An 18338-nucleotide genomic window follows, 5' to 3' on the forward strand; every position below is an offset into this window, starting at 1 on the left:
ACGGGAGGCGATGTATGTTTGCCTATCTGGTGCGGCGCCTGTTGCTGATGCTCGTGACCCTGTTCGGGATCTCGATCGTCATCTTCTTCCTGCTGCGCATCGTCCCCGGCAACATCGTCGACATCCTGTTTGCCGCGGCCGGCTATGTCGATCCCGCCGACAAGGCCAATTTGGAAAAAGAGCTCGGCATCGACCAGCCGCTGGTGGTGCAATATTGGCACTGGATCAGCGGCTTCCTGCGCGGCGATTTCGGCTACTCCTACGTCTCCGAGAAGCCGGCGCTCCAGGAGATCCTGCCACGGATTCCGATCACCGCACGGCTCGCCGGGCTGGCGCTGCTGTTCTCGGCGTCCATCGGCATTCCCCTGGGCGTGATCAGCGCAGTGAAGCAGGGAACGAGGCTCGACTACGCGTTACGTGTGGTGAGCCTCAGCGGATTGTCGCTGCCATCGTTCTGGCTGGGCCTGCTTATCCTCACCGCCTCGGTCGCGATGTTCAACCAGATGCCGATCTTCAATCCGAATCCGGCGACCTGGCTGGAAGCCTTCGCGACCTATGCCGTGCCCGCCGCCGCCGTCGGCTTCCGCAGCGCGGCGCTGACCATGCGCATCACGCGGTCCTCGATGCTGGAGGTCCTGCGGCAGGACTATATCCGCACCGCGCGTGCCAAGGGCGCATCGGATGCCGCCGTGAACTACCAGCATGCGCTGAAGAATGCGATTCTGCCCGTCATCACCGTGATCGGCATCGAGGCGGCGTTCCTGATCGGCGGCCTCATCGTGACAGAGACGGTGTTCAACATCCCCGGCGTCGCGCGTTTCCTGGTCGAGGCGATTCGCTGGCGCGATTATCCGATCGTGCAGAACCTGGTGATGCTGATTGCCATCGTCGTGGTAAGCGCGAACTTCATCGTCGACATGCTGTACGCCGTGTTCGACCCGCGCATCAGGTACACGGATTAGGAGAACCTGTTGGCCGCAATCGACTATGACGTTGAACTGAGGCGCGCCGGGGCGCACGCGACCGTCGGCTGGCGGCGCGTGCTGTTTTTGGCGCAGCGGCATGTGCTGGGCGCGGCCGGGCTCGTCATCATGACCCTGTTCGTGTTCACCGCGATCTTCGCCGACTTCATCGCGCGTTACGATCCACTGACGATCGATGCCGCCCGGGCACTGGCGCGTCCAAGCCTGGCACACTGGATGGGCACGGATTCCTTCGGCCGCGATGTCTTCAGCCGCATCATCCATGGCGCGCGGATCTCGCTCGCGGTCGGCATCGGCTCGACGGCGCTGGGCGGCAGCATCGGCGTGATCGTCGGCCTCACCTCCGGTTATCTCTCGGGCTGGGTCGATCTCGTGTTTCAGCGTGTCTCCGATGTTCTGCAGGCGCTGCCGCTGCTGGTGCTGGCCCTGATCATGACCGCGGCGCTTGGGCCGTCCTTGCCGAACGTCATCATTGCGATCGCCATTCCGCTGATCCCGACCGTCTCGCGCGTCATCCGCGCCAACACGCTGGCGCTGCGCGAGCTGCCATTCATCGAGGCCGCCAAGTCGATCGGCATGAGCGAGGTACGCATCGCGCTCCGTCACGTGCTGCCGAACACGCTGGCGCCGCTGATCGTGCTTGCGACCGCCCAGCTCGGCTCGACCATCCTCACCGAAGCCTCGCTCTCCTTCCTCGGCCTCGGCATTCCCGAGCCGTACCCGTCGTGGGGCCGCATGCTCTCTGAATCCGCCGCCGAATATGTCCGCACCGCGCCCTGGCTGGTGATCTTCCCGGGCATCGCCATCAGCCTCGCGGTGTTCGGCGCCAATCTGTTCGGCGACGCCTTGCGCGACATCCTCGATCCCCGGCAGCGCGGCTGATGACTGACAAATCCGATCTCGTGCTCGAGGTGAAAAACCTGAAGACGGTGTTCTTCACCAACTCCGGTCTGTTCAAGGCCGTCGATGATGTGTCCTTCACGGTAAAGCGCGGCGAGACGCTGGCGATCGTCGGCGAATCCGGCTGCGGCAAGAGCGTCACTGCGCTGTCGCTGATGCGGCTGGTGCCTGATCCCCCCGGCCGCATCGTCGGCGGCTCCGTCACGCTTGAAGGCACTGATCTTCTGACGCTGGACGAAACAGAGATGCGCGCCGTCAGAGGCAACCGCATCTCGATGATCTTCCAGGAGCCGATGACCTCGCTCAATCCGGTGATGCGGATCGGCGACCAGATCGTCGAGGCCGTGCGGCTGCACCGGAACATGTCGAGTAAAGAGGCCCGGGACATCGCGATCGAGATGCTGCGCCTGGTGCGCATCCCCGAACCGGCTCGGCGCGCGCGGGAATATCCGCATCAGCTGTCCGGCGGCATGCGCCAGCGGGCCATGATCGCGATGGCGCTGGCGTGCCGGCCGGCGCTGCTGATCGCGGACGAGCCGACGACCGCGCTCGACGTCACCATCCAGGCGCAGATCCTCGCGCTGATCCTGGACCTTCAGAAAGAGCTCGGCACCGGGCTCGTGCTGATCACCCATGATCTCGGCGTCGTCGCGCAGACCGCGCAGCGGGTCATCGTGATGTATGCGGGACGGAAGGTCGAGGAAGCGAGCGTCGAGGCACTGTTCGCCGCGCCGAAACATCCCTACACGCGCGGATTGATGGCCTCGATCCCGTCGGTGCCGGCGCCGGGCGTCGCCGCGCCAGCACGGCTGAACGAAATTCCCGGCACGGTGCCGTCGCTGGTGCGGCTGCCCAAGGGCTGCGCGTTTGCGCCTCGCTGCAAGCTCGCGATCAAGCGCTGTGAGGCCGAATATCCGCCGCTCACCGATTGGGGCGGTGGCCATCTCGCGGCATGCTGGCGGGCGGCCGAAGTGGCGGAGGTGGCATGACCGAGGCGCTGCTCGAAGTCACCGATCTCAAGAAGCACTATCCGGTGCGCGCCGGTGTGTTGCGCCGACAAATCGGCACAGTGCATGCAGTCGACGGCGTCTCATTTTCGGTTGGGGTGGGCGAGACGCTGGGCCTCGTCGGCGAATCCGGCTGCGGCAAGTCCACGGTGGCGCGCAGCGTGCTGCGGCTGGTCGAGCCGACCTCGGGCCAGATCCGCCTCAAAGGCGAAGACATCACGCATCTGTCCAAGTCCGCGTTGCGGCCACATCGTCGTTCGATGCAGATCGTGTTCCAGGATCCGTTCGCCTCTTTAAATCCGCGGATGACTGCCGGGGACATCGTGGGCGAGCCGCTGTTCGTGCACGGGCTCGCGACCGGCAAAGCGCTGGAGGCGCGTACCGCAAACCTGTTCGAGCAGGTCGGCCTGCGGCCCGACCAGATGCGCAATTTCCCGCATCAATTCTCCGGCGGCCAGCGCCAACGCATCTGCATCGCCCGCGCGCTGGCGCTGGGGCCGCGGCTGATCGTCTGCGACGAGCCGGTCTCCGCGCTGGACGTCTCGATCCAGGCGCAGGTGATCAATCTCCTGATCGATCTGCAACGCGAGCACGGCTTCTCCTATCTCTTCATCGCACATGATCTCGCCGTGGTCGCTCATATCAGTCACCGCGTCGCCGTGATGTATCTCGGCCGCATCGTCGAGATTGCCGACAAGGACGAGCTGTTTGCAAATCCGCGCCATCCCTACACGCAGGCCCTGCTCGCCTCGGTGCCGGTCGCCAACCCGCTTGCCAAAAAGCTCGTACCGCTGGTCGACGGCGACGTGCCAAGCCCGGTCAATCCGCCGCCGGGATGCGCGTTTCACACCCGCTGCCGGTTTGCGATGGAGCGATGCAGGACGGAGCGGCCGGCGTTGATGGAGGCGGGCGAGGTGCACCAGGTCGCGTGTTTGCTCAATGACGGGACGGGGCGACCAAATGCGATGCCCTAGGGTGGGCAAAGCGAAGCGTGCCCACCATTCAATCGCAATTGCCGCACGATGGTGGGCACGGCGCTGCGCGCCTTTGCCCATCCTACGATAGCTACGATTGCCGCTCTACCTCGGCCCGATCTCGGCCACGATCCGGCCCGTCGTCACCTGCTCGCCCTCGGCGACGTCGATCGCGGCGACCACGCCGTCGATGCCGGCCTTGTGGACGTGCTCCATCTTCATCGCTTCCAGCGTCATCACCGGCTGACCGGCACTGACGCGGTCGCCCGGCTGGACCAGGACGGCAACGACGCGGCCGTTCATGGCGGCACGAACCTTGCCGTCGCCGCCGTTGCTTGCGGCGGCCTTCGGCGCGGCGAGCGTGAGATCGGACGCCGCGAGCGGGATGCCGCGGCGCTGGAGGTGGAGCCGGTCGCCATCGCGTAGGAATTTGGCCCTGTCCATCACGCCGTCATGACGGAAGCGGATCATGTCGAGATCGAGCCGGTCGATCTCGAACTTGTCCTGCCGGCCGTCGCTGGCGACAACGTAGCTGCCATCGCGTTCGCGCCAGACTTCTAGCTCATACGCCCGGCCTGCGATCTCGATCTTCGCCGGTAGCGGGAACGTTGCCGCGAGGCTCCGTCCGCGGCGCCACGACGGTGCCTGCGGGTTCGTGACGTAGAGCAGCAGGCCGGCCAAAGCGACATCGAATGCGGCGTCCGTGCCCGGCGCCAGCAACTCGTCGCGATGCCCACCAATGAACGCCGTCGTCGCCTCGCCCTTGGCAAAGCCGGGATGACGCAGGCACGATATCAAGAACGCCTGGTTGGTGGTCACGCCGAAACCGGTGAGCTGTTCGAGGCCGACGATCAGCCGTCCCCTCGCTTCCTCGCGTGTCGCGCCATGGCCGATCATTTTGGCGATCATGGAATCATAGAACGGCGGAATCTCGGAGCCGGATTGCAGCGCATGTTCGACGCGGATGCCATCCGGCACCTGCCAGCACGCCATGCGCCCGGACTGCGGCATGAAATCATGCGCGGCGTCCTCCGAGCACAGCCGCACCTCGATGGCGTGGCCTGTGAAGCGAATGTCCTGCTGCTTCACCGGCAACGGCTCGCCGCGCGCAACGCGCATCTGCAATTCGACGAGATCGAGCCCGGTGATCGCCTCGGTCACGGGATGCTCGACCTGGAGGCGCGTGTTCATTTCCATGAAGTAGAACTCGCCGCTCGAATCGAGCAGGAATTCGAGCGTGCCGGCGCCCTCGTAACGCAGCGCCTTCACCGCGGCGACCGCGACGTCGCCCATCTTCGCGCGCAGTTCCGGCGTCACAGCGGGCGACGGTGCCTCCTCGATCAGCTTCTGGTGGCGCCGCTGCACCGAGCAATCGCGTTCGCCGAGATGGATGGCGTTGCCATGGCTGTCGCCGAACACCTGAATTTCGATGTGACGGGGATTCTGGATGGCGCGTTCGAGGATCACGGTCGGATCGCCAAACGCCGCCTTCGCCTCGGACCGCGCGCTACGCAGCGCATCAGGAAACGACGACGCGTCCGTCACGAGCCGCATGCCGCGTCCACCGCCGCCGGCGACCGCCTTGATCATCACGGGAAAGCCGATCTCTCTCGCCTCCGCGAGCATGACCTCATCGCCCTGATCGGCGCCCTGATAGCCGGGCACGACGGGCACGCCGGCCTTTTTCATGATCTCCTTGGCACCGGCCTTGTTGCCCATTGTTTCGATCGCCTGCGGCGACGGGCCGATGAAGACGAGGCCGGCATCCTTGCAGGCCTGCGCAAACTCCTCGTTTTCGGCGAGGAAGCCATAGCCGGGATGAACGGCATCCGCGCCGCTGGCCTTTGCGGCCGCAACGATTGCGGGAATGTTGAGGTAGGATTGCCTCGGCAGCGGCTCGCCGATGCGCACGGCCTGGTCTGCCTGTTGCACATGGAGCGCGTCGCGATCCGCATCCGAATAGACCGCGACGACACCGAGCCCGAGCTTCCGCGCACTGCGCATCACCCGTAACGCGATCTCGCCGCGATTGGCAATCAAGACCCTGAAGAACGGTCGGTGCTGCGTTGATCCGTTCCTCATGGCCGAGCCACCGAAAACTGCATGCGCTGGGGCGTGCGCGCATCGCCCTCGCGGCAAATCGCGAGCACTTCCGACAGCAGCGCGCGGGTGTCGCGCGGATCGATGACGCCGTCGTCGAGCACGCGCGCGCTGGTCGAGAACACGTCCATCTGGCCGTCGAACACGCCGACGATCTGCGCCTTCATGGCATCGAGCTTTTCCTTTTCGACCGGCTTGCCGCGGCGCGCGGCGGCGGCTTCGGTGACGATCGCCATGGTCTCGGCGGCCTGCTCACCGCCCATCACGGCGGTCTTGGCGTTGGGCCAGGAGAAGCAGAAGCGCGGATGGAAGCCGCGCCCGCACATGCCGTAATTGCCGGCGCCGAACGAGGCGCCGCAATAGATGGTGATCTGCGGTACCGTCGCCGACGTCACCGCCTGGATCATCTTGGAGCCGTGCTTGATCATGCCGGCTTCTTCGTAAGCTTTGCCGACCATGTAGCCGGTGGTGTTGTTCAGATAGAGCAGCGGCGTGCGGGTCTGGCAGCACGCCTGGATGAAATGCGTCGCCTTGTTGGCACCGGCCGGATCGAGCGGACCGTTGTTGGTGATGATGCCGATGGCTTGGCCCTCGATGCGGGCATGGCCGCAGACGGTGGCCGGGCCGTAGTTCGGCGCCATCTCGGTGAAGTCGGAATCATCGACGATACGTGCGATCACCTGCTTCATGTCGAAGGCGCGCTTGTGGTCCATCGGCATGATGCCGAGCAGCTCGTCCTGGTCGTAGCGCGGCGGCTTATATTCCGCGCTCGCCCTGCCCGGCCGCTCCCATTCCAGCGCCGCCATGATCTCGCGCGCGATGCGCAGGGCGTCGCGGTCATCCTCGGCGAGGTAGTCGCCAAGTCCCGACACCTGCGTGTGCATCTCGGCCCCGCCAAGCTCCTCCTCGGTTGCGATCTCGCCGGTGGCGGCCTTCAGCAGCGGCGGGCCGGCGAGGAAGGCGCGGGTGCGGCCACGGACCATGACGATGTAGTCGGACAGGCCGGTCTGATAGGCGCCGCCGGCGGTCGAGGAGCCATGCGTCACGGTGACGACGGGCAGCCCCGCCGCCGAGAGCCGCGCGAGGTTGCGGAAGATGTTGCCGCCGCGAACAAAATCCTCGACGCGATAGCGCAACAGATTGGCACCGGCGCTTTCGACCAGCTGGACATAGGGCAGCTTGTTTTCTAACGCGAGCTCCTGCACCCGCAGCGTCTTGTCGAGGCCGTAGGGCTGGAGCGCGCCGGCATCGATGCCGGAATCGTTGGCGCTGACCATGCAACGGATGCCCGAGACGAAGCCGATGCCGGCGATGACGCCGCCGCCGGGCACGCTTTTGTCCGGATCCGATACGTCGAACATGAAGCCGGCGAGCGTGGACAGCTCGATGAAGGGCGCGCCGGGATCGAGCACCAGCGCGACGCGTTCACGCGGCAACAGCTGGCCGCGCTTGTGGAAGCGGTCTTTCGCCGCGGCTGATGCCGCACGCGTGCGCTCTTCCAGCGCGCGCATGCGGTCAATCAGGCCAAGCATGCCGTCGCGATTGGCGCGGTAGGCGGCGCTGCCGGGGGAGATGGCGTTTTCGAGAATGGACATAACTCAATCCTGCTCGTCATTGCGAGGAGCGAAGCGACGAAGCAATCCAGGCTGCATCCATCGAGAGATTCTGGATTGCTTCGCTTGCTCGCGATGACGGTTGAGGCGATAATTTACCTATTCGTCCCAAAAATCTTTCGCGCTTCCGCCGGGCTCGCTATCTCGCGGCCCGCACGGCGGGCGCAGGCGGCGATGGCCTCGATCAGCTGGCCGTTCGACGTCACCTTCTTGCCGTCGGCGAGATAGAAGGCATCTTCGAGACCGGTGCGCAGATGACCGCCGAGCTCCGCACAGCGCTGGTGCAGCGGCCAGATCTCTTCGCGGCCGATCGCGGTGACCTGAAATTGCGCCTCGGGACGCTTCAGCTTGATCAGGATCGGCAGCAGATCGGGATCCGACGGCATGCCGGAGGCGACGCCCATCACAAAGTTATACTCGAGCGGGCCCTTGTACATGCCGACCTGGCGGTACATGCCGACGCAGCGGACGATGCCGACGTCAAAACATTCGAATTCGGGGATGGTACCGACCGCGTTCATGACGTCGAGATAGTCCTTCACCTTCTCGACCGCATTGTCGAACATCATCGGCGGCCAGGCCCAGCTGTTGTCGGCCTTCACCTTCAGATAGTTCAGCGAGCCTGCATTGCAGGCGGCGATCTCCGGCCTGGTCTCACGGATGCAATCCAGCGCACCGCTGTAGTTCGGCCCGGAGACGCCGGAGGTGTGGTTGATGATCACGCCGGGGCAGGCTTCGCGGATCGCCTGCTGGATCTCCTTGCTGACGCTGACCTCCCAGGACGGCAGATGCCCCTTGTCCGGCGCCTGCTGACGCAGATGGATGTGCATGATGGACGCGCCGGCATCGAACGCAGCCTTGGCCTCGCGCGCCATCTGCTCGGGCGTCACAGGCACGTTGTGCTGCTTCGGGTCGGTGAGCACGCCGTTCAGCGCGCAGGTGATGACGGCCTTGTCGCTCATGCCTTGAATGTCTCGCACGTTGATAATTCAACGCTTGCGATCATGTGATGGGCGGCATGCGGCTTCTTGCGCGGAGAAGCTGGAATGGGCCAGATGTCGTAGGGTGGGCAAAGGCGCTCTTGCGCCGTGCCCACCATGTCTCAGCGTGGATCGAAGATGGTGGGCACGCTGCGCTTTGCCTACCCTACGAGAGCATCCTACGATGCCTCCGCGAGCCTCACCGTCTCGGTGCTGCGATAAATCGCAAGATCACGCGAGCCGACGAAGATCGCGCGCGGCTTCAGGCCGTAGAAGCGGCGGATCGAATGGCTGAAATGGGTGGAATCGGGATAGCCGATGTCCTGCGCGAGATGGGCGAGGTTGAGGTCCTGGTTGGCGAAGTGCAGCAGATGCCGCGCGCGCTTCCAGGCGCGGAAGGAGCGGAACGAGATGCCGGTCTCTTCCTTGAACAGATGCAGGAAACGCGAAGCGGAAAGTCCGGCGTCCGCCGCGCAAGTGTCCGCCGTCACGGGCTCACCTGTGAAGCGGCCGATACGGGCGACCGCACGCGTCACGCGGGGGTCGAGCACCCGGCGCGGCAGCGCTTCGCCAAAACACATCTCGTCGAATTCGGCGGTGGTGATGTCGCCGTAGCGGCGCTGGCGCAGCAGCGTGTAGGCGGCGAGGATCTTGCGGGCATAGACGGCCTTGTCGGGTCCGGTGAGCCGCTCGGCCAGGACCTCGATCACGCCATCAGGCATGCTCTCCGGCTCCAGCGTGACGCTGATCGCGGTGCGGTAGTCGCTGGCAATGGAATGCCGCTGGTTCGGCAGGGTGACGAACAGCTCGCCAGTGGCGAGGGCATCATCGATCGTCAGATGCAGGCTGCCCTTGACCGCGACATAGACGTGACAGCAGCCGGGGGTCCGCTTGCGGGGGCGGCCGAGCAGGCCGGCATAGAATACCCGCTCCGGCGTGATCAGCATCAAATGGTCGGATTCGCGACCGTTATCTTCCATTGGGATCCTCCTCGCGCGGCTCTTTGGCCGCTGCGGACGGAGGTCACCTTAGCGGAAATCTGGGCGCTGTCACGGCGGGATAGCGCTATCATGAAGCGCAAAAGGTCGGCAGCCCGCGAGGGTGGTGGACGAGACGGAACTCCTGGCAATATCGTCGTCCCGGCTTTCGCCAGGACGACAGTTAAGCCCTTACTCTTGGCGCCACGTTCTGCTCGACGCCGGCCTGTTGCTCCGCAGCAACCGCGCGCTTGAAACCATCGCGCTGCTGCAAGCGCGTCCAATAAGCTGCGACATTTGGCCCAAAATCCTTGGCAAGCCCGATAGTATCGGCGAGGCGGAGCGCGTATCCGATCACGATGTCGGCGGCGGTGAAGCGGCCAGCACACAAGGCCTCGGTATTTGCGGTGGCTGCCTCGACGGCGCGCAGCCGGCCCAAGAACCATTTGGCATAGTCGCCGGCGACCTGCGGATTGCGGCGCTCTTCCGGCTCGAGCTGGGTGTATCGGAGCACCAGCGTCTGCGGGAAGGTTAACGTGGCGTCGCTGAAATACATCCAGTTCAGGAACGCGCCATAGGCGGGATCCTCCGGCCCGACCATCAGTGGCGTCGGTCCATGTCTGACGCCGAGATAGTGGCAGATGCCGGACGATTCCGTCATTCTGGTCTCGCCATCAACCATGAAGGGAATCGTGCCGAGCGGATTGAGCGCGAGGTATTCCTTGGCGAAGACCCGGGGCGGGAACGGCAGCATCTTGAGCTCGTAGGAAAGCCCCATTTCCTCCAGCATCCAGAGCGGACGGAACGAGCGCGCGCCGTCGCAGTGATAGAGCGTGATCAACAGGAACTTCCTTTGCTGCCGGGCAGCGTGCCCATCATCTTGCACAGGACCATCAGCATGACCTCGTCGGCGCCGCCGCCAATCGATGTCAGGCGGCTGTCGCGATAGGCTCGGCTGACCGGCGTCTCGTTGGTAAAGCCCATTCCGCCCCAATATTGCAAGCAGGCGTCGGTAAGCTCGCGGCCGAGCCGGCCGGCCTTTAGCTTGGCCATGGTCGCCAGTTTTGTGACATCCTCGCCCGCCACCAGCGCCTCGCCGGCACGGTAGATCAGCGCGCGCAACAGCTCGACCTCGGTCTGCATCTCGGCAAGCTTGAAATGGACGACCTGGTTGTCGAGGATCGACTTCCCGAAGGCCTTGCGGTTGCGGGTGTATTCGATGGTCTCGTTGATGATGTATTCATGCGCCTTCAGGCAGGCGGCCGCGCCCCAGAGGCGCTCCTCCTGGAACTGGATCATCTGATAGGTAAAGCCCTTGCCCTCCTCGCCGATCCGGTTGCGCTTGGGCACGCGGACATTGTCGAAGAAGATTTGTGCGGTATCCGACGAGCGCATGCCCATCTTGTCGAGCTTGCGCGCGACAGTGACGCCCTTGATCTTCATGGGCACGCAGATCAGCGACTTGTTGCGGTGAACGAGCCCGTCGCCGGTGTTTGCGAGCAGGCAGATCCAGTCGGCCTGAGTGCCGTTGGTGATCCACATCTTGCCGCCATCGATGACGTAATCGTCGCCGTCGGCGCGCGCATTGGTCTTGATCGAGGCGACGTCGGAGCCCGCGCCGGGCTCGGAGACGCCGATGCAGGCCACATAGTCGCCAGAGATCGAGGGCGCCAGGAATTCGCGCCGCACCTCGTCGGAGCCGAACCGCGCCAGCGCCGGCGTCGCCATGTCGGTCTGCACCCCGATCGCCATCGGCACCCCGCCGCAATTGATGGCCCCAAGCTCCTCCGCCATCATCAGCGCGTAGGAATAGTCGAGGCCGGATCCGCCGAATTCGACCGGCTTGTTCAATCCGAGAAAGCCGAGGCTGCCCATCTTCCTGAACAGCTCATGCGCCGGGAAGATGTCGGCCTTCTCCCATTCATCGACGTGCGGATTGATCTCGTTGGCAATGAATTTCTGTAAGGAACGACGGATCTCGTCGTGGTCGGCGGTAAACAGCATTGCTTCCTCTCGTCGTCACAATCCCATCTGCCGCGACGCCAGATCCTTCATGATCTCCTCGGTGCCGCCGCCGATGGCGTTGACCTTGACCTCGCGGTAGATGCGCTCGGCCTTGATGCCGCGCATGAAGCCGGCGCCGCCAAAAATCTGCACGGCTTCAGAGGCGCAGAATGCCATGGTCTGGGTCGCCTGGTTCTTCATCATGCAGATTTCGGCGACCGGGCTTTCACCCTGCTCCAGCCGCCAGGCTAGCATCTCCAGCATCGCTTGCGACGCGGCGACCTTCTGCGCCATGTCGACGATCTTGTGGCGGATCACCTGGTGCTGCGCGAGCGGCTTGCCGAAGGTCTTGCGCTCCTTGGCGTAGGCAATGGCTTCGTCGAGGCAGACGCGCGCGAACGCGGTGCAGCCAGCCGCCATGCTCATGCGCTCGCTGTTAAAATTCCGCATGATGATCTTGAAGCCCTGGCCTTCCTCGCCGATCAGGTTTTCCGCCGGTACGCGGCACTCGTCGAAATGCAGGGTCGCGGTGTCAGAGGCCCACCAGCCCATCTTCTTCAGCTTTGTCCGGGACAGGCCCGGCGTATCCCCCTCGATCAGGAGCAGGCTGACGCCGCCGGCGCCCTCACCCCCGGTACGCACCGCAACGGTCAGATAGTCGGCGCGCATACCCGAGGTGATGAAGGTCTTCTCGCCGCTCACGACGTAGTGATCTCCGTCGCGACGCGCCTTGGTCCGGAGGCTCGCAACATCAGATCCGCCGCCCGGCTCGGTGATCGCGAGCGCCGAGATTTTCTCTCCCGCGAGCACCTGAGGCAGCACGCGCGCCTTAACCTCCGGGCGCGCGGCCCGCGCGACCGGCGGCGAACCGATCGTATGGCTCATCAAGCTGGCGCTGACGCCGCCGGCGCCGGCCCGCGCCAGCTCCTGGCTGGCGACGATCTTCATGAACTGGTCGGCGGCGATTCCGCCATATTCCTCGGGGAAACCGAGCCCCAAGAGCCCGATCTCGGCCGCCTTGCGATAGAGGGCGCGGGGGAATTCGCCGGCCTCGTCCCACTCGTGGGCGAAGGGCGCAATCTCTTTGTCGACAAAGCGGCGCATCACGTCACGAAAGGCGTCATGTTCGGCGGTATAGAACGGGCTCATCATCGCACTCTCGCCCTGCTGGCGGATTCGTCTCGTGCACCATGGCCGGAACTTTGACAGCTCACTTGCGCGGAGTGGCTGGCCAAGGCTCCCCTCCAAGCAGGCTCGCTCTAGCAACTCAACGCAAGACGATTTTCATCGCTCGCGCGCCAACTCCGGATCAAAAAAAGGCGTGGTGCACAAACTCCGGCTGGCCTCAGGGCCATGCCGGGCATGGTGCATGGCAATAGGGACGCGGGCGGCACCAGACCGCCGAGGGAGGAATTTTTGGCCGTTCGTTACTACGACTGGATCGCCCACCATGGCCGCCGCACGCCGAACAAGGTCGCGGTGATCGACCTCGCGAGCGAGCGCCGCTTCAGCTATGCGCAGCTCGATGCGCGCATCTCTCGTCTCGCCTCATTTCTGCGTCATACGCTGAAGGTCTCGCGCGGCGAGCGGGTCGCGGTGCTGGCGCTGAACACGACCGATACGCTGGAGGTGCAATTCGCCTGCGGCCGGTTAGGTGCGATCTTCGTGCCGCTGAACACCCGGCTCACCGTTCCCGAACTCCAGTTCATCACCGGCGATTGCGCCCCGAAGGTGATGATCCACGACACCGATCTCGCCGAAACGGCGCTTGCCGTGGCGAAGCTCTGTGGGATTGAGACGAGCCTGCTGCTTGGTCCCGGCGGGCCTTACGAGGCCGGCATCGCCGCTGCAAAGCCACTCGAGAAAATCGAGGAGGTCACCCTCGATGATGTCTCGACCATCATGTACACCTCCGGCACGACGGGTCATCCCAAGGGCGCCACCATCACCCATGGCATGACCTTCTGGAATTGCGTCAATCTCGGCGGCCCCGCCTGCATCGGGCCATCCTCGGTGCTGCTCACCGTGCTGCCGCTGTTCCACACCGGCGGTTTGAATTGCTACACCAATCCGGTGCTGCATGCCGGCGGCACCGTGATGATCATGCGCGCCTTCGATCCCGGCCCGGCGCTCGGCCTGATCAACGACCCCGCACAGGGCATCAACGTGTTCTTCGGCGTGCCCGCGATCTACCAGTTCATGGCCCAGCATCCGGCCTTCGCGACCACCGACCTCGGCCGGCTGATCGTCGGCGGTGTCGGCGGCGCACCAATGCCAGTGCCGCTGCTCAAGGTGTGGGAGGCGCGTGGCGTCGCGCTTCAGCAGGGCTACGGCATGACCGAGACCTCGCCAGCCGTGCTGGTGCTCGACCGCGAGGATGCTGCACGGAAAGCCGGCTCCGCCGGCAAGCCGGTGTTGCACACCGAAGTGCGCATCGTGCGTCCTGATGGCAGCGACGCCGATGTCGGCGAGCTCGGCGAGCTCTGGGTCAAGGGACCAAACATCACGCCCGGCTACTGGAACAGGCCGGAGGCGAACAAGACGTCGTTCACCGACGGATGGCTGCACACGGGCGACGCGACACGCGTCGATGAGGAAGGCTTTTACTACATCGTCGACCGCTGGAAGGACATGTACATCTCCGGCGGCGAGAACGTCTATCCGGCTGAGGTCGAGAACGTCCTGCACCAACTCGACGCCATCGCGGAAGCCGCCGTGATCGGCATTCCCGATCCGCAATGGGGCGAGGTTGGCCTCGCCATCGTCGCGGCCAAGCCGGGCCAGCGGTTGACCGAGGCAGATGTCTTCGCGCACTGCGCGGCGAATCTCGCGCGCTTCAAATGTCCGCGCCAGGTCCGCTTCGTCGATGCGTTACCACGCAATGCCACCGGCAAGATCCACAAGCCGACCTTGCGCAAGGAATTCTCGATCACTTCCGAAGTCGACAAGAAAGCCGCCAACGCCTGATCAAAGCGCCCCTCTCGCGGGCGCTTTTCTTTTTTGAAGTGCCAAAGTCAGAAGAAACCCCAAAGAAGCCCCAAGGAATTTACATGAACAAGAAACTCTCCCTGCTTGCCGCGGCAACGGCGATGACGCTGTTTGCGACCCACTCCGCGTATGCCCAAAAAGCGTACGACACCGGCGTCACCGACACCGAGATCAAGATCGGCAATGTCGAGGCCTATTCCGGGCCGGCTTCCGCCTACGGCGTCATCGGCAAGACCGAGGAAGCCTATTTCAAGATGATCAACGACCAGGGCGGCATCAACGGCCGCAAGATCAACTGGATCTCCTACGATGACGGCTACTCGCCGCCGAAGACGGTTGAGCAGATCCGCAAGCTGATCGAGAGCGACGAGGTCTTCCTGGTGTTCAACGCGCTGGGCACGCCGACCCAGACCGCCGTGCAGAAGTATCACAATTCCAAGAAGGTGCCGCAGCTGTTCCTCGCCACAGGCGCCAGCAAGTGGAACGACCCGAAGAATTTTCCCTGGACCATGGGCTTCCAGCCCAGCTACCGCGTCGAGGCACAGATCTTCGCCAAGTATATTTTGAAGGAGAAGCCGGACGGGAAGGTTGCGATCTTCTATGCCAACGATGATTTCGGCAAGGACTACCTCGCCGGCATCAAGGACGTGTTCGGCGACAGGGCATCGAAAATGATCGTGGCGGAAGAGAGCTACGAGACGTCGGAGCCTTCGATCGACGCCCATATCGTCAAGCTCAAGGGGACCGGCGCCGACGTCTTCGTCAACATCGCGACCCCGAAATTTGCGGCGCAGGCGATCAAGAAGATTGCCGAGCTGGAGTGGAAGCCGATGCATCTCATGACCGATGTCTCGGTCTCGATCGGCGCGGTGATGAAGCCGGCCGGCCTCGAGGCATCCGAAGGCGTGCTGTCGGCCGGTTATCTGAAGGACGCGTCGGACCCGCAGTGGAAGGATGATGAGGGCATGAAGAAGTTCATGGTCTTCGTCGACAAATACATACCCGGCGCAAATATTTCGGACGCCAATCTGGTTTACGCCTATGCCGCAGCCCAGACCATGGTGCAGGTGCTGAAGCAGGCGGGCGACAATCTGACCCGTGAGAATGTGATGAAGCAGGCAGCGAGCCTCAAGGACTTCGTCCCCGACACCCTGATCCCGGGCATCAAGATCAACACTTCGGCCACGGACTTCGCGCCGATCGAGCAGCTCAAGATGTGGCGATTCAAGAAGGGCCAGTGGGAGCTGTTCGGCGACATCATCAGCGCCGAAACCGGCGGCTAGTTCGACTGAAAAACCACCGAATAGCGGCCGAAGGGCCGCTATTCCTTTCAAGCGAGCGACGACGCTATTCCCGCGCTTTCGACCTCGATCATGTCGTGGCCGACGTCGATGCCCGCGATGGACAGGCCGAGACGACGCGAATCGCCGACGCCCCTGAACGCGGGGCATGCCCAGGCGAGGGTGACGATGCCTGACGGCGGCAGATCGAGGCTCAGCGTGTAGCCATCATAACCGGTCACGACCGCCTCGGGCGCGACGGGCTTGCCGTCGAGATAGAATCGCGCGTCGATCGTATGCAGCGGCGCGCGAAGCGCCGGGCTTCGAACGCGGACGATGGTGCGGCCGGGCATCCCCTTGATCCGCACGGCAGCCTCCGGTTCGCTCCAGCGGAACGTGTGACCGGCGGAGAACTCCTCGGCATGGAATCCGGTCTGCGCGATAATCTGCTCCCCAAGAAGCCCGCCGGCAGACCGCGCATCTCGCCCGAGACGATGAATGCAATCGAGTCTCTGATGCCGGATCAGCGCGGCGATGTATCGCCGCATCCATCGCGCGATCGCCTCGCTCGATCCAGCGGCCGTCAGAACGACCAGCACGGCCAGCGCGTGCCATGCCCCCAGCCGCGCGAAGCCGCGCGCGCCGAGATCGCCGAGCAGCGCCGGCACGGACCAACGCCACAACGCCAGCAATTTCTCGCCAGGCCGTCTCCAGCCGCCGCCAGCGAGGCTGTAGCGCAGGAGCGCGTTCAATGCATTGCGGGCGAGCGACGTGCCGGCCTCGCTCCGCGAGCTCCACTCGATCGGAATGTCGAGCAGCTCGCTGCCGGGATCGTTGCGAGCCTCGCTCAGATAGCGAATCTCGCCTTGCACGAAGTCGAGCGTGAATTGCTTCAGCTCGTCGAGCTCGCCGACATAGTAGTGATGGAAGCGCGCCTCCTCGAGATAGCCGAGGGAATAGCCTCTCGCGTGATAGGCGGCGGCAAGCACCCATTCGGCGAAATGACCGAACTCCTCGCGCAGGCCGCCGCATTCCCGGTAGATGTCGCGCCGCGTCACGAAACACTGATCCAGGATCTTGCGCCAGGGATGCTGCTTCATACCGAACTCGATGTCGGCCTGGTACATGGCGGCCTCTGCCACGGATAGCCGGTTATGGCAGATCGGGATCGAACGGCAGGAAAAGCCGGCCCAGTCGGGATGAGCATCGATCGCGCGAATGCAGAGTTCGATCACCTCGGGTTCGGGCCGGCAGTGCGATTCCGTGAAGAACAGATAGCTGCCGCGCGCCTTCGTCGCGCCGAATGCGCAGAGCCCGATGTCGTGTTCGGAATCGGCGAATTCGAGGCGAGCCCTGTTGCCGGCCAACGCCTTCAACTGTTCGCGTGCCGTGAAATCCGGCGGCACGACCAAGATGATCTCGTAGAGCGATTTGTCGGCAGTCTGCGACGTCCAGCCGAGCCAGGACAGCTCCCACTGCCCGCGGTGAGATTCGAGCGGGATAATGATTGAGAACAGCGGAGATTCGCCGTCGTCGAGTGCGGGCGCGTCCTGCATGTCCCCTTATAGACGCATGCTGCGTCATTCCGGCTAATTTCTTGCGGACTATACCGACAGAAACAGCGCGAACGATTCTTCCACCGTTCGGCGCAGATGCTTTTGGTACAGTTCGTGGTTGGCATCGCCGGGCGCGACCCGACCCAGCGAGGGCTTCGCGAAGTTTCGGAGCGGCACATAGGCGATCGGCGCTGCGATCGGCGTCAGCTGCGAGCCGGGGCCGGCGCGGAGTGTCGAGATGATCCCGTACATTTCGCCGGCGACCGTCGGCCGCGACACCGTGATCACGCGATGCTGGCCGTGCTTGATGATGACGAGATAGATGAAGCCGGACTGATGCGGCACGGCGACCTCGCCGGTGTGTTCATAGGCGGCATCGGTCCGTTCCCCCTCGCGGAACACCAGTGCAGAGACTTTCGGCTCCCAGACGATCTCGGTGCGGTAGGCGAAGATCGCGTCCTTGTCGCCGAACGACGGCCGCAACGTGATGTAGACGTCCTCGAGCCAGGTCACCGCGCGATGGGCATAGGAGCCGAGGCTGTCGGGCGCGACATCGTTTGCGGCCGGAGGCGTCACCGCAGCGGCGCTTCTGCGCAGGGAGACGCCGAGCGCCTGCTCCAGTCGCACCGTGGTCGCCAGCGTGAACGGCCGTCGGCCGCCGAGCACCTTCTCGAGAGTCGACAGGCTGAGCTTGGCCTGCTCGGCCAGCGCCTGCCGAGAGATCCGGCGCCTGGCGAGCTCCTCGCGAATGGTCTCTGCGATCTCGCGACTTTGCTCGTCCGAAAGCTGCTTGTCGGTGAATTTGTCCTGCGTCTGCATCGTGGCCCTGCTCCAGGACGACATCCTAGCAGGGCGGACAAACCAGCACAAAACCGCACTTCGCCCCCCGGCGGCGGCCCGCGCGGGCCGGCCGCGACGGATCATTGCCGATCATTCTGCTCGCGCAATCGGGCCGTCCCGGCGGATGCTCATAGCC

The 18338-nt window shown here is 64.2% G+C and carries 15 protein-coding genes; 6 read left to right on the forward strand and 9 right to left on the reverse strand.

The genetic code is table 11. From position 1 onward, the window contains the following. Nucleotides 1-14 precede the first annotated feature (14 nt). Genes IVB48_RS27070 through IVB48_RS27085 form a run of 4 tightly spaced genes read left to right on the forward strand, consistent with a single transcriptional unit; the run spans nucleotide 15 to nucleotide 3864 of the window. Nucleotides 15-962 carry an ABC transporter permease gene (locus IVB48_RS27070; protein ID WP_027565975.1) on the forward strand — a complete coding sequence of 316 codons (948 nt, stop codon included), beginning with the start codon at nucleotides 15-17 and terminating at the stop codon, nucleotides 960-962. A gap of 9 nt (nucleotides 963-971) precedes the next feature. Continuing rightward, nucleotides 972-1865, forward strand: coding sequence for an ABC transporter permease (locus IVB48_RS27075; RefSeq protein ID WP_018455966.1), 894 nt, complete (start codon nucleotides 972-974; stop codon nucleotides 1863-1865). Beyond that, nucleotides 1865-2872: an ABC transporter ATP-binding protein gene (locus tag IVB48_RS27080; RefSeq protein WP_247404640.1), complete on the forward strand. Its 1008-nt coding sequence runs from the start codon at nucleotides 1865-1867 to the stop codon at nucleotides 2870-2872. The genes IVB48_RS27075 and IVB48_RS27080 overlap by 1 nt, the downstream gene beginning before the upstream one ends. Then, a complete protein-coding gene (locus IVB48_RS27085; RefSeq protein WP_247404642.1) occupies nucleotides 2869-3864 on the forward strand; it encodes a dipeptide ABC transporter ATP-binding protein in 996 nt (331 codons plus the stop codon). Before IVB48_RS27080 ends, IVB48_RS27085 begins: the two co-directional genes overlap by 4 nt. A gap of 105 nt (nucleotides 3865-3969) precedes the next feature. On the opposite strand, the gene IVB48_RS27090 is transcribed toward IVB48_RS27085, so the two are convergent. The 7 genes from IVB48_RS27090 to IVB48_RS27120 all read right to left on the reverse strand — a co-directional run bounded on the left by IVB48_RS27090 (nucleotide 3970) and on the right by IVB48_RS27120 (nucleotide 12690). Then, nucleotides 3970-5946, reverse strand: coding sequence for an acetyl-CoA carboxylase biotin carboxylase subunit (locus IVB48_RS27090; RefSeq protein ID WP_247404645.1), 1977 nt, complete (start codon nucleotides 5944-5946; stop codon nucleotides 3970-3972). Then, nucleotides 5943-7559 carry a carboxyl transferase domain-containing protein gene (locus IVB48_RS27095; protein WP_247404647.1) on the reverse strand — a complete coding sequence of 539 codons (1617 nt, stop codon included), beginning with the start codon at nucleotides 7557-7559 and terminating at the stop codon, nucleotides 5943-5945. The genes IVB48_RS27090 and IVB48_RS27095 overlap by 4 nt, the downstream gene beginning before the upstream one ends. A gap of 113 nt (nucleotides 7560-7672) precedes the next feature. Beyond that, the gene (locus IVB48_RS27100; protein WP_027514515.1) at nucleotides 7673-8539 is read right to left on the reverse strand and encodes a 3-keto-5-aminohexanoate cleavage protein; all 867 of its coding nucleotides are present in this window, start codon (nucleotides 8537-8539) and stop codon (nucleotides 7673-7675) included. 197 nt (nucleotides 8540-8736) lie between these two features. Then, nucleotides 8737-9537 (reverse strand): AraC family transcriptional regulator, encoded by an 801-nt coding sequence (locus tag IVB48_RS27105; protein ID WP_247404649.1) that lies wholly within the window; start codon nucleotides 9535-9537, stop codon nucleotides 8737-8739. Nucleotides 9538-9718: 181 nt separating this feature from the next. Continuing rightward, a complete protein-coding gene (locus IVB48_RS27110) occupies nucleotides 9719-10375 on the reverse strand; it encodes a glutathione S-transferase family protein (RefSeq protein WP_247285245.1) in 657 nt (218 codons plus the stop codon). Then, entirely contained in the window at nucleotides 10372-11538 is a 1167-nt protein-coding gene (locus IVB48_RS27115; RefSeq protein ID WP_247404651.1) for an acyl-CoA dehydrogenase family protein, read from the reverse strand. Before IVB48_RS27115 ends, IVB48_RS27110 begins: the two co-directional genes overlap by 4 nt. A 15-nt stretch (nucleotides 11539-11553) precedes the next feature. Further along, complete coding sequence (locus tag IVB48_RS27120) at nucleotides 11554-12690, reverse strand: acyl-CoA dehydrogenase family protein (protein ID WP_247404654.1); 1137 nt, start codon at nucleotides 12688-12690, stop codon at nucleotides 11554-11556. A gap of 264 nt (nucleotides 12691-12954) precedes the next feature. Between IVB48_RS27120 and IVB48_RS27125 the strand changes: the two genes are divergently transcribed. Both IVB48_RS27125 and IVB48_RS27130 read left to right on the forward strand, forming a co-directional pair. Further along, a complete protein-coding gene (locus IVB48_RS27125; RefSeq protein WP_247404657.1) occupies nucleotides 12955-14505 on the forward strand; it encodes a long-chain fatty acid--CoA ligase in 1551 nt (516 codons plus the stop codon). A gap of 83 nt (nucleotides 14506-14588) precedes the next feature. Next, nucleotides 14589-15809: an ABC transporter substrate-binding protein gene (locus IVB48_RS27130; RefSeq protein ID WP_247404661.1), complete on the forward strand. Its 1221-nt coding sequence runs from the start codon at nucleotides 14589-14591 to the stop codon at nucleotides 15807-15809. A 47-nt stretch (nucleotides 15810-15856) separates the two neighbouring features. Here the strand turns inward: IVB48_RS27130 and IVB48_RS27135 are convergent, their stop codons facing one another. Both IVB48_RS27135 and IVB48_RS27140 read right to left on the reverse strand, forming a co-directional pair. After that, complete coding sequence (locus IVB48_RS27135) at nucleotides 15857-17362, reverse strand: hypothetical protein (RefSeq protein ID WP_247404664.1); 1506 nt, start codon at nucleotides 17360-17362, stop codon at nucleotides 15857-15859. Between the two features lie 48 nt (nucleotides 17363-17410). Continuing rightward, nucleotides 17411-18181, reverse strand: a complete 771-nt coding sequence (locus IVB48_RS27140) for a helix-turn-helix transcriptional regulator (protein ID WP_247404667.1) — start codon at nucleotides 18179-18181, stop codon at nucleotides 17411-17413. Nucleotides 18182-18338: the final 157 nt, after the last annotated feature.

It is taken from the genome of Bradyrhizobium sp. 76, assembly GCF_023073025.1.
Classification (GTDB): Bacteria; Pseudomonadota; Alphaproteobacteria; order Rhizobiales; family Xanthobacteraceae; genus Bradyrhizobium.